This is a genomic window from Nonomuraea sp. NPDC004702 (assembly GCF_053601695.1).
The window spans coordinates 19306-31076 of sequence record NZ_JBSGCE010000084.1 but is presented as its reverse complement, the minus strand read 5'-3'; the positions used below and the strand labels follow the sequence as shown (position 1 = coordinate 31076).

Genomic DNA, 11771 nt, shown 5'->3' with positions numbered 1-11771 from the left:
CCGCGCTTGGGGCCGGGCACGATGGTGTCCGCGAGCGCCTCCAGCGTCTCCACCCTCGTCTCGTAGAGCAGTGGACCCATGGGTACTCCCTCGTTCAGGTCGGCTTTCGGTCGGTACGGTCGGCGGGGTCGGTGCGCGCCAGCGCGGCCCGCAGGGTGCTCAGCGCCCTGACGGTCTGGCTGCGGACCGTGGAGGACTCGTTGCCCATGACCCGGGCCGTGTCCTCGGCGCTGCGCCCCTCCCAGAACCGGAAGAAGATCGTCGCCCGCTGCCGCGGCCCGAGCCTGGCCAGCGCGCCCATCAGCACGATGCGCTCGCCCACCAGGTCGTAGGGGTCCAGCGCCGCGGCCGCGTCGGGCGGCGCGCCGCTGAGCACCTCCCGCGACCAGCGCAGCGACCTGCGGTCGCTGATGAGCAGCCGCCGCATGATCTGCCGCGCGTACGCCTCGGCGCGGTCGCGCCGGTCGAGGCCGTCCCAGTGCCGGTGCAGCGCCAGCAGGGTGCGCTGGACGAGGTCGTCGGCCTCGTGCCAGTCGTCGGAGAGCCGGAAGGCCACCCGGCGCAGCATGGGCCTGGCCTCCCGCGCGAAATCAGCGAATTCCTGCCCCCGTACATCGGCCATCACCCTCACCCCCGGAACACGGCCGTGCAATTTCCGCTTTCTTCGGCATGCTCAGAATTGAATGCGCGGTGCGCCGCAACAACCCCTAACGGACGCCCCCGCGCCCTTATCCACAAAGGCTCCGCCGCCACCCCCTATTCGCCCCTACGGGACCCCTGTTCTTCTCGCCGCGCGCTTCCCGGTCGTTCTCGCGCGCATACGCTCGCGGCGTGAGCGCCTCCGGTGCGGCATTACTGGCGATCAGCGACCTCCACGTCGGATTTCCCGAGAACTGGGCGGCCGTCGAGGAGCTGCGCCCGCGCACCGAGGACGACTGGCTGCTGGTGGCGGGGGACGTCGCCGAGCGGCTGGACGCCTTCGAGCGCACGCTCGGCCTGCTCGCCGAGCGCTTCGCCAAGGTGGTGTGGGCCCCGGGCAACCACGAGCTGTGGACCACGCCCGGCGACCCCGGCCTGCGCGGCGAGGAGCGCTACCGGCGCCTGGTGCAGATCTGCCGGCGTCTCGGCGTGCTCACGCCCGAGGATCCGTACGCGGTCTGGACGGGGGAGGGCGGCCCGGTGGCCGTCGTCCCGCTGTTCCTGCTGTACGACTACAGCTTCCGCCCGCCCGGCACCACCCGGGAGCAGGCGCTCGGCCTGGCCCGCGAACAGGGGGTGGTGTGCAGGGACGAGTTCCTGCTGCATCCCGAGCCCTATCCCAGCAGGCAGGCGTGGTGCCGGGCCCGGGTGCGCGAGAGCGAGCTGCGGCTGGACGCGCTCGACCCGGCCCTGCCCACGGTCCTGGTCAACCACTTCCCGCTGCTGCGCGCCCCCACCCGCGTGCTGCGGCACCAGGCGCTGGCGCAGTGGTGCGGCACCGAGCAGACGGCCGACTGGCACCTGCGCTTCCGGGCCGCCGCGGTCGTCTACGGCCACCTGCACATCCCGGGCACGAGCTGGCACGACGGGGTGCGCTTCGAGGAGGTCTCGCTCGGCTACCCGCACGAGCGGCGTCCGCACCACCGCGACGGCCGGGCGCTCAGGCAACTGCTGCCGGCCCCCCGCCGCGAATGGGCCCGATAAAAATCGCATTCTCAGAGAAATTGCCGAGATTTCCGAAGATTTCCTAAAAAAGGGCGATTTGTCATGCAGCGTACTGCGCGCCCGAGAGCGTGTACCAGGTGGCAACCGAAAGGCAATGCATCCGGAGCGCCGAGGAATCGTCGCGCCCCCCGGGAATTCTCCGGCCGGAGAATCGACGGGGGACGCGCGCCCGAGGGCTTCCGGGTTCCGGGAGACCATATGGACGACGTCATCGAACGAGCGGTCCTGCGGGTCATCGAGAGCATGCAGGAGAACCACGGCGAGCAGCTCACCATTGACGACATGGCGCGGACCGCGATGTTCAGCAAGTTCCACTTCTCGCGCGTCTTCCAGCGCGTGACCGGGCTGTCCCCTGGACGGTTCCTGTCCGCGGTGCGGCTGCGCGAGGCCAAACGCCTGCTCGTGTCCACCTCGCTCAGCATCACGCACATCAGCCACCAGGTCGGCTACTCCAGCGTGGGCACCTTCAGCTCGCGCTTCACCCACAGCGTGGGCCTGTCGCCGAGCAGGTACCGGCAGTTCCTGAGCGTCACGGCGGCGGACCTGGCCGGCGGCGAGCGCGCGTTCGGCGGCCCGGCGGCGACCCTGCACGGCGTCGTGACCTCGCCGCTGGCCGACCGGCCGGTGTTCGCCGGCGTGTTCCCCGGCCAGATCCTGGAGGGCAGACCGGCGAGCTTCACCCTGATCGACCGGCCCGGCCCGTACGTGCTGGAGAACGTGCCCAAGGGCAGCTGGTACCTGATCGCCCAGTCCGTGGCCGAGTCCCGCGAGGACGCCGTGCACCACCCGCCCCAGGGTGACGCCGCGACGTGCATCGCGCGGATCGGGCCGATCGAGGTGGGCGGCGGCGGCAGCGAGCGCACCGACCTGCGGCTGCGTCCCATGAACGCGCTCGACCCGCCCGTCCTGCTCGCCCTGCGCGACCTGCTCGCCTGGACCGACACCCACACCTGACAGGAGGGGGCGGCACGTGCGGAAGGGCCCGCGGACGACGTCCGCGGGCCCTTGCGTGACCTCCGGTCTCTAGGCCGGGCTCACCGTCATCGGCAGGCCGCCGCGCACCCGCAGCGACAACATGGCCTCCGGGACCGCCCGCCGGCCGGGCAGCCCGGTCAGCCGCAGCTCCCGGGTGACCATCGCCAGCACGAACGTGGCCTCCATCATCCCCAGGTGGTTGCCCACGCAGAAGCGCGGGCCCGCGCCGAAGGGGATGTAGGCGTACCGCGGCCGGTCGGCGGGCGCGCCCGGCTCGAACCGCTCGGGACGGAACGCGTCCGGCTCCCGCCAGTACGCCGGATGCCGGTGCAGCGTGTACGGGCTGATGAGCACGTCCGCCCCCGCCGGGACCCGGTACCCGCCCACCTCGTCGTCCTCCCGCGCCACCCGGGTCAGCGCCCACACCGGCGGGTACAGCCGCATGACCTCCTCCAGCACCGCCGCCGTGTAGGTCAGCCTGCGCAGGTCCTCGTACACCGGCGGCCGGTCGCCCAGCACCGAGACGGCCTCCGCCCGCACCCGCTCGCGCACCTCCGGATGCCGGTCCAGCAGGTGGAAGGCCCACGACAGGGTGCTGGCGGTGGTCTCGTGCCCGGCCAGCAGCACCGTGACCAGCTCCTCGCGCAGGCGCTGCCGGGCGGCCCGCGGGTCCTTCCGCAGCCCGGTGGACTCGATCAGCAGGGACAGCAGGTCGCCGCCGCCGGTCGGGTTCGCCAGCCGCTCGGCCACCAGCAGGTCCACGACACGGTACAACTCCCGCCGGGACCGGCGGAACCGCAGGTGCAGCGGCAGCGGCAGCCACAACGGCACCATGGCCAGCGTCACCATCTCGAACATGGCCTGGTCCTGGACGCCCTCGAAGGCGTGCCCGATCGAGCCGTGCGCGCCGAGGTCGGCGTCGAGCAGGGTGCGGCCGAGCACCCCGAGCGCCAGGCCGGTCATCTCCCCGGCCACGTCCACGGGCCCGCCGCCCACCCGGGCCCGCAGCCGCTCGACCAGGCGGCCGGCCTCCTCGGCCAGCACGGTGTCCTGCTGGGCCAGCCGCTTGTTCTGGAACAGCGGCTGGATGGTCCTGCGCTGCTGCCGCCACCGCTCGCCGTCGCTGGTCAGCAGCCCGTCGCCGATCACCCGCCGGGCCTCGGCCAGGCCGATGCCCTTGAGGTAGTTGCCGCTGTTGTCGGCCAGGACGTGCTTGGCGTGATCGGGATGGTTGAACAGGTAGATGCTCTTCGGGCCGATCGTCATGCGCACCGCGTCGCCGTACCGGGCGGTCGCCTTCGACAGCAGCGCGAGCCGGTCGCCGACCAGCCGCCGGTACAGGACGGGCGCCGCCCAGGGCGGCGGGCCGGGCGGCACGCGGCCGCCCAGCGCCACCGGGCGGGTGCCCAGTGTGGTCACGCCGACACCCCCTGAAGGGCGGGGGAGGTCTCGCCGAAACGGCCCCGGTAGACCAGCAGGCCGTCGCAGTCGTCCCGCCGGCTCAGGGACAGCACCTCGCCGACGAAGATCGTGTGATCGCCGCCGTCGTAGGCGCGCCAGACCCGGCACTCGAAACGGGCCGCCGCGCCCGCGATGAGCGGCACCCCGGTGACCTCGCCCGGCGTCACCTCGACGTCGGCGAACTGGGCCAGGCCGAGCGGCCGGTAGCGGTCGGCGAAGTGCCGCGCCTCGGCCTCCTGGTGCCCGGCCAGCACCGACACCCCGAACGACGTGGCCGCGGTGATGCACTGGTGCATCACCGCGCCCTTGCCGACGCACACCAGCAGCAGCGGCGGGTCGAGCGAGACCGAGGTGAAGGAGTTGGCCGTCATGGCGTGCGGCACCTCGCCGCCGGTGGTGATCACGGTGACGCCGGTGGCGAACGCCCCGAACGCGTCGCGCAGCGCCTTGGCGTCCGCGACCTGCGGCGCCGGGGCCGATGAGTGGAGTTGCACGGTGACCTCCTGGGTCCGGGTTCTAGGCCAGGTACGGTTCGAGCGCCCTGACCAGGGGCTCGGGGACCCTCGCCGGCGCGGTCTTGGTGTTCGGCCCCCGCATGCAGGCCACTCGCTGCCTGCCGCGGGCGACGAGGACCTCGGGCGCGCCCGGGGTGACCCGGACGTAGTCGAAGCCGAACTCGATCTGCGTCTGCGCCAGCTCGATCAGGCGCATCCGGATGGACAGCTGGTCGAAGGCCGTGATCTCCGCGAAGAACTCGCAGTCGACCTTGAGGGTGAACAGCTTGAGGTCGTCCTGCAGGTCGGCGAGCACGTCGCGGGCCCGTTCCATGAGGAACATCTCCCGGCAGCGTCCCTGCCAGCGCAGGTAGTTGACGTAGTAGACGTTGCCGACGAGGTTGGTCTCCTCGAAGCCGACCGTGTGCAGGTACTCGTAGTAGGTGCCCATGGGCTAGGACCGCCCTTCGGTGCGGATCGCGACGACGACGGGGGCGGGCAGGCCGTGCACCCGGGTGGCGAGCGTGGCCACGGCCGCGCCGCCGCCGGTCAGGACCACCCATCCGTCGGCCGCGGCCCGGGTGACCGCGAGCGGCGCGTCCGTGCCCGCCGCCGTGCCCCCTTCCGTTCCCCCTTCCGTGCCCGTGGTGCGCAGGCAGGCGAGTGCGGCGCGGGCGCGGGCGCGGGCGGTGTCCGCGTCCTCCCCGGAGGCTGCGGCGATCTCGCCGGCGAGCGCGTCCCGTCCGTCGTCCCGGTCGCCCGGGTCGCCGGGCCCGGCGGGGGTGACGGGCTCGACGGCGCAGGACAGCGGCCCTGGGGCGGCCACGCACACCGTCAGTCCCGGCACGTGCGCCGACACCGTCCGCACGCCTTCTGCCATTCCGAGCCGGGCCACGGCCAGGTCGCCGGTGCCCTCGCCCGGCTCCACGACGACCGCGACCCGCGCGCCCGTCAGGTCCTCCAGCGTGCGCTCCAGGTACGGGCCGAGCAGCGGCGCCGCCCACGGACCGGCCCCGCCCTTCTTCCGCACGGCCTGCAACCGCAGCCCCTCCCAGCGTTCGACGACCTCGCCGTCCTTCGTCCGGACCGCGACGTCGTAGACGTAGGCGTCGCCGTCCCTGGACCGCTCGGAGGCGCAGTAGCGCACCTCGTCCGCGCCGGACAGCGCGGCCCCGGCCGGGTGCACGCGTTCGATGCCGGTCGGCAGCAGGGTGGCGTCGGGCACGCACACCTGGTTGCCGTGCATCAGCGCGTCCCGCATGCCGGGGTCGCCCAGGAGCAGGTCCGGCGGGAGGAACCCGGCGAACCAGTCGCACTCCTGCGCCACCTGGAGGTCGGCGTCCACCTCGCGGGCCGCGGCCCGGTGGTAGCGGCGCAGCCGCTGGAAACGCCTGCCCTGGAAGAGCACCTCGCCGTAGAGCTGGGTGTCGGGGTCCAGCGCGACCGGCGGCAGCTCGTCGCCGGACTGCTCGGGCGTACCGGCGGGCGGGGCGCCGGCGTCCAGGCGCAGCACGGCCGTGAAGTGGTCGACGTCGAAGCCGGTCTCCTGGCTGCGGATGGCGACCGCGACCGTGTCGTGCCCGGTGACCGTCGCCGCCACCCGGAGCGTGGTGCTCCCGTCGGGCGGCACGATGATCGGCCGGACGAACTCCGCCTGCTCCACGACGGGCGCCCCGGGACGGCCGGTGGCCGCGTACGCCACCTGAGCCATGGCCTCCAGCCCGAACACCGCCGGGAACAGCAGGTTGCCGTCCAGCAGGTGATCGGCCAGGTACAGGTCGGTCCCGGCGTTCACCTCGACCTCGCTGACCAGCTCCACGCCGTGGTAGCGGACCAGCGGCGCGCCGACGAAGCGCAGCAGCGGCAGCTCCGGCTCCTCCCGGCGCACGGTGTGGATGCCCTCGGTGCGCCCGCTGATCACCACGACGCCGGGCGCGTCGGGGTCGCTCACCAGGCGGCGCATGATCTCCACGCCCCGGTCCACCGGGATCGGCGTGATGCCCTGCTCGACCAGCCGGTCCACGACCGACAGCCGCTCGCCCATGCCGACCTCGGACCAGACCGACCACTCCATGCAGATCGCCCGGCAGCCCGGGTGCAACTCGCCCGCCTCGCGGGTCAGGTCGGCCAGCCACTCGTTGGCGGTCGCGTAGTGGCCCTCGCCGTGCAGGCCCGCCCGGCCGATGATGCTGCCGAACGTCACCAGCAGCCGCAGCCGTCCGGGCTCGACCGCCTCCAGCACGTTGCGCAGGCCGTCCACCTTGGGGGCGAACGTGCGGCGGAAGGCGTCCATGTCCAGCCCGGCGATGCCCTCGGGCTCGTTGCGCCCGGCGCCGTGCAGGACGGCGGTCACCGGCCCGAGCGCCTGCTCGGCCGCGGCCACGGCCGCCCGCACCTGGGCGGCGTCGGTGACGTCGGCCCTGGCGTAGTGGACGGTGAGCCCGGTCGCGGCCATGCGCCGCAGGTTCGCGGCCAGCTCCTCGTCCTGGGCGGGGTCGGAGCGGCCGAGCACGGCCACCTTCGCCCCACCCGCCATGGCCATGGCGCACTCGGCCGTGATGCCCTTGCCGCCGCCGGTCACCAGCAGCACGTCGGAGCCGGTCAGCGGCTCCTCCGCCCGCTCCTGCCGGTACGGCAGCGCCCGCAGCGTCGGCACCCGCCGCACGCCGGCGGCGTCGTAGTGCACCTCGCAGAACGCCGTCGTGGCCGCCGCCTCAGCCGCTACCCAGGCGGCGGCCTGCGGCGCGTCCTGCGGCAGGTGCACGACCGTGGTGGGCAGGCCGCTCTCCAGGTGGAACGTCTTGGCCAGCCCCGCCGCGCCCCGGCCGTGCTGGACCAGGACGAGCCGGGTGCCCGGCCCGCCGGCCAGCGCCGCCTTGGCGCCGAGCAGCGCCTGCTCCAGGTCGTCGGCCGCGCACCGCGCGGGTAGGCACACCAGGACACCGGAACCGATCTTCTCCCCTTCGAGTGCCTCGCGCAGCGGCCCCGCCAGGGACGCACCGGCGGGCGCGAACACCTGCCACGACCCCGCGCGCTCCTCGGCCGTCCGCCGGGGCAGCGGCTGCTCGTCCAGGTCCACGGCGAACGGGCGCACCCACGGCGCCGCGCCCGCCACGCCCCGGGCCGACTGCGCGCGCGGCTGCGCGGCCAGCCGGTCCAGGGCCTCGCCCAGCTCCTGGAGCGTCGCGGTGGCGACGTTGGCCGGCGCCATGCCCGCGGGCACGCCCAGATGCTGGGTGGCCTGGTCGATGATGTGCATGACGGTGACCGAGCTGAGGTGCAGCTCGTCCAGCGGCTTGCTGTCCTCGGTCACCATCTCCAGCGGCAGCTCGGCGCGTTCGGCGGCCAGCCGCCGCAGCAGCTCGACCGTCGACTCGCCGGGCTTGGCCGCCGTCCCGCCGTTCGCGCCGCCGTCCGGCTCGGCCGCCCGCTCCGCCGGCTGCGGGGCGGCGGCCTTGACGCGCACCTGCGGCGCCTGCTCGGCCGGGCTGGTGAAGAACGAGAACGCCGCGCCGATCTCCAGCGGCTTGACCAGCCGCCCGTGGAACAGCTCCTCGCAGGCGACGGGCACGCCCGCCACGTGCGCGGCGCCGGCCACGCCGAGCAGCCCGGCCAGCGACTCGCTGTCGGTGTCCAGCGCGACGGCCGGCACGTCGGTCAGCTCGGCCGCCAGCCTGCTGAGCACCCGGCCGGGGCCCACCTCGACCAGCAGGTCCGCGTCCGCGGCCACGGCGGCCAGCGCCTGGGCGAACAGCACGGGCGCGGTGATCTGCCGGTGCAGCAGCGCCGGGACGTCGGTCCCGGCGGCCAGGTCGTCCCCGGTGACGGTGGAGACGACCCGCCGGGCGACCGGCCCGAACCGCTCCTCGGCCAGGTATCCGGCCAGCGCCTCGGCCGCCGGGGCGACCAGCGGCGAGTGGAAGGCGTGCGAGACGTTCAGCCTGGTCCAGGTGAGCCCGGCGCGCTCGGCCCGGCGGCCGGCCTCCTCCACCGCCGCCACCGGCCCGGCGACGACGGTCTGGAGCGGCCCGTTGTACCCGGCGATCACCACCGGCAGGTCGCCGGTCAGCTCCAGCACGGTCTCCGGCGCGGCCCGCACGCCGGCCATCGTGCCCGGCTCGCTGCGCTCCCGCATCGCCCGGCCGCGCTTGGTCGCCACGCGCAGCAGCGCGTCCTCGTCCATCGCGCCCGCCCAGTGCAGGGCCGACAGCTCGCCCAGGCTGTGCCCGACGGCCGCGTCCGCCTCGATGCCGAGCAGCGACAGCGCGCGCAGGCCCGCCATCGAGCCGGTGACGATGCGCGGCTGGGCGACCTCGGTGGCCGCCATGTCGCCGTCGGCGGGCAGCGCCGCCGTGGCGTACACCTCGGCGACGTCGGCGAAGCGCCTGGCCAGCGCGCCGCCGTCGGTCCCGCGGCCCGAGCCCTGCCCGGGGAAGAGGAAGCCGATCCGCGGCCGCGCCGCCGCGCGGCCGAGGAACGCCTTGCCGTCTGGGGTGGACAGCGCGTTCTCGCCGGACTCCAGCGCCGTCAGCACGCGGGTGAGCTGCCGTACGGCGTCGTCGGGCGAGGAGACCACCACGGCCGCACGGAACGGCAGGCCGCGCAGCCGCCCGCGCAGCGTGGCGGCCAGGTCGGCGAGCTGGCCGTAGGACACCTTGGGCACGAAGTCGAGCAGCTCCGACACCAGGCCGCGCAGCTCGTCCCAGGTGCCGCCGTCCAGCAGGAACAGCTCCGCGTCCTGGGACGCGGCGGCCAGCGCCTTGACGCGGCTGGACACCCGCCGGCGCGGGCCGGTGTTCTCCAGCACCACGTGCGTGTTGATGCCGCCGAAGCCCATGGCGGTCACCGCCGCGCGCAGCGGCGCGCCCTGCGGCCACGGCTCGGCCGTGCGCAGCACCCGCAGCGTGGCGCCCTCGTCGGTGAGCACCTGGTGCGGGTCGACGCATCCGATGGTCGGCGGCAGCACCTGCTCGTGCACGGCCATGGCCGCCTTGATCAGGCCCGCCACGCCCGCCGCCGCCTTGGCGTGGCCGATCATGCCCTTGATCGAGCCGACCGCGGCCGGCCGCGCGGCCGTGGCCCTGGCCCGCGACAGGGCCGTGAGCTCGGTCGCGTCGCCGAGCGCCGTGCCCGTCCCGTGGCCCTCGAACAGCTCGACGGTCTCGGGGCCGAACCCGGCCTTGTCGTACGCGCGGCGCATCGCGAGCAGGTAGCCGCTCACCTCCGGACGGGTGATCCCGCCCTTGCCGTCGGAGGAGACGCCCCAGCCGGCGATCGTGGCGTAGATCCGCCGCCCGGCGGCCAGCGCGTCCTCCTCGCGCATCAGCACGACGATGCCGCAGCCCTCGCCGGGCCAGAAGCCGTTGGAGTGCCGGTCGTAGAGGCGGAAGTCGCTCTTGGCCAGCGCGCCGGTCTTGGCGAACCCGATCACCTCGAACGGGTCGATGGACAGGTCCACGCCGCCCGCGACGGCCACGTCCACGTCGTGGTCGGCCAGCGCCTTGCCGGCCGTCACCACCGACAGCAGGGACGAGGAGCAGGCGCCGTCCACGGTGTAGCCGCCGCCGTTGAGGTCGAAATGGTTGCAGATGCGCCCGGCGATCGTGTTGGACAGCCCGCCGGCCAGCGTGTCCTCGTCCACCGGCGGGAAGGGGCTCTTGTAGGCCACCTCGTAGTCGGCCAGGAACGCGGCCAGGCGCTCGTCGTCCCAGCCCTGCTCCTTCAGGGCCGCGGCCAGGGTGCGCCGCACGTACGGCCAGCGCAGCCGCAGCACGTTCGCGCGGGTGAACTCGCCGGTGAGCGTGTTGCCCACGACGACGCCGGTGCGCTCGCGTGGCAGCCCCTCGCCGCCGGCGAACCCGGCGTCGGCCAGGGCCCGGCCGGCCATGTCCAGGGCCAGCCAGTGGGCCAGGTCGGTCGACCGGTACGTGCTGCCGGCGATCTTGTGTGCCACCCGGTCGAAGGCGTAGCCCTCGATGACCGCGGCGGTCTTGGCGTAGAAGCGGTCCGGCGCTGCGGGATCGGGGTCCCAGTAGTCCTCCAGCCGCATGCGCTCGTCCGGGAGCCGGCGGAAGGCCCGGCGGCCGGCCACCGCGTTCTCCCACAGCTCCCGGGGAGAGGCGGCGTCCGGGTACCGGCAGGCCATGCCGACGATCGCGATCCTCGTCATGCCTTCGCGACCTCTTCCCGCGCGTGCTGCAGCGCCTGGGCGGCGGCTGCGCTGACCCTGGCGGCGTCGAGCTCGCGCGCCTTGTTCACGATGTGCAGCGCCCACAGGAAGCCGCCGCGGATCAGGCAGACCGCCGCCGTGGCGAAGAAGATCCCGTACGGGATGTTCATCCCCATGAGCAGGCCGTACACCACGGCCACGCCGCCGCCGAAGGCGACCTGGGACAGCGGTCTGGACGGGCTCGTGCCCGGGTCGGTGATCATGTAGTTGGTGAACAGGATGAACGCCACCCCGGTCATCATCGACAGCCCGCCGAGGATGGAGATGTCGTCGATGATCAGCCCGCGCACCACGGCCTGGAGGGCGAAGACACTCACCCATCCGCCGATCAGCCACATGCGGCCGGTCAGCTTCCCGTTGATCATGGTCCCGCCGATGATGATGATCCCCGGGATGATCCAGTCGATCGGGTTGTCGACGTTCTCCGTGAAGTGGTACGGCGGCGCGATGCTGGCCCACGGCAGCAGCAGCAGGATGATCGCGATGCCGAAGTTGGACGGGTTCATGAAGTGCCGCATCCGCCCGCGCACCGGCGCCTTGAGCACCCACTTGGCGCCCACCGCGACGGTCACGCCGAACATCATGACCAGCACCTGGTCGTTGACGTAGATCAGCATGTTGAGCGCGATGGAGGTGATGTGCGCGGGATAGAGGAACTCCATCAGCCCGCGCGGCCCGTTGCCGAGGAAGCGCGGCGCGCGGCCCTCCTGACGGGCGCCGATCACCTCAAGGATGATCTCCACGGTGTAGCCGGTGGCCAGCGCCACGAACGGCCACGACCACGGCTGCTCGAAGCCCAGCACGGTGTAGCCGAGGATGTTGAAGATGGTGATCGAGATCGCGAACCGGCGCAGCGCCGTGATCACTTTGGGATCGTGACGTGGCGGGGTGATCGTCTTGTCGGCCAT

The 11771-nt window shown here is 73.7% G+C and carries 8 protein-coding genes; 2 read left to right on the top strand and 6 right to left on the bottom strand.

Going from position 1 to position 11771, the window contains the following annotated elements; genetic code table 11:
* Window positions 1-94: 94 nt before the first annotated feature.
* Complete coding sequence (locus ACWEJ6_RS48165) at window positions 95-622, bottom strand: sigma-70 family RNA polymerase sigma factor (protein ID WP_357982041.1); 528 nt, start codon at window positions 620-622, stop codon at window positions 95-97.
* Window positions 623-831: 209 nt separating this feature from the next.
* Between ACWEJ6_RS48165 and ACWEJ6_RS48160 the strand changes: the two genes are divergently transcribed.
* Both ACWEJ6_RS48160 and ACWEJ6_RS48155 read left to right on the top strand, forming a co-directional pair.
* Window positions 832-1683 carry a metallophosphoesterase family protein gene (locus tag ACWEJ6_RS48160; RefSeq protein ID WP_449922444.1) on the top strand — a complete coding sequence of 284 codons (852 nt, stop codon included), beginning with the start codon at window positions 832-834 and terminating at the stop codon, window positions 1681-1683.
* A 219-nt stretch (window positions 1684-1902) separates the two neighbouring features.
* Window positions 1903-2658: a helix-turn-helix domain-containing protein gene (locus tag ACWEJ6_RS48155; protein ID WP_452432082.1), complete on the top strand. Its 756-nt coding sequence runs from the start codon at window positions 1903-1905 to the stop codon at window positions 2656-2658.
* 69 nt (window positions 2659-2727) lie between these two features.
* Here ACWEJ6_RS48155 and ACWEJ6_RS48150 read toward each other — a convergent pair whose 3' ends face one another.
* The 5 genes from ACWEJ6_RS48150 to ACWEJ6_RS48130 are packed head-to-tail and all read right to left on the bottom strand — an operon-like array spanning window position 2728 to window position 11771.
* The gene (locus ACWEJ6_RS48150) at window positions 2728-4098 is read right to left on the bottom strand and encodes a cytochrome P450 (protein ID WP_387673783.1); all 1371 of its coding nucleotides are present in this window, start codon (window positions 4096-4098) and stop codon (window positions 2728-2730) included.
* Window positions 4095-4634 (bottom strand): flavin reductase family protein, encoded by a 540-nt coding sequence (locus tag ACWEJ6_RS48145; protein ID WP_352329447.1) that lies wholly within the window; start codon window positions 4632-4634, stop codon window positions 4095-4097. Before ACWEJ6_RS48145 ends, ACWEJ6_RS48150 begins: the two co-directional genes overlap by 4 nt.
* 22 nt (window positions 4635-4656) lie before the next feature.
* Window positions 4657-5085, bottom strand: coding sequence for an acyl-CoA thioesterase (locus tag ACWEJ6_RS48140; RefSeq protein ID WP_352329445.1), 429 nt, complete (start codon window positions 5083-5085; stop codon window positions 4657-4659).
* 3 nt (window positions 5086-5088) lie between these two features.
* A complete protein-coding gene (locus ACWEJ6_RS48135) occupies window positions 5089-10803 on the bottom strand; it encodes a type I polyketide synthase (protein WP_452432080.1) in 5715 nt (1904 codons plus the stop codon).
* The gene (locus tag ACWEJ6_RS48130) at window positions 10800-11771 is read right to left on the bottom strand and encodes an enediyne biosynthesis protein (RefSeq protein ID WP_452432078.1); all 972 of its coding nucleotides are present in this window, start codon (window positions 11769-11771) and stop codon (window positions 10800-10802) included. The genes ACWEJ6_RS48135 and ACWEJ6_RS48130 overlap by 4 nt, the downstream gene beginning before the upstream one ends.

Excerpts from the sequence above, each read along its gene's own strand:
- ACWEJ6_RS48165 (WP_357982041.1), bottom strand. The coding sequence starts at position 622 with ATGGCCGATGTACGGGGGCAGGAATTCGCTGATTTCGCGCGGGAGGCC.
- ACWEJ6_RS48155 (WP_452432082.1), top strand. The coding sequence starts at position 1,903 with ATGGACGACGTCATCGAACGAGCGGTCCTGCGGGTCATCGAGAGCATG.
- ACWEJ6_RS48140 (WP_352329445.1), bottom strand. The coding sequence starts at position 5,085 with ATGGGCACCTACTACGAGTACCTGCACACGGTCGGCTTCGAGGAGACC.
- ACWEJ6_RS48135 (WP_452432080.1), bottom strand. The coding sequence starts at position 10,803 with ATGACGAGGATCGCGATCGTCGGCATGGCCTGCCGGTACCCGGACGCC.
- ACWEJ6_RS48130 (WP_452432078.1), bottom strand. The coding sequence starts at position 11,771 with ATGGCCGACAAGACGATCACCCCGCCACGTCACGATCCCAAAGTGATC.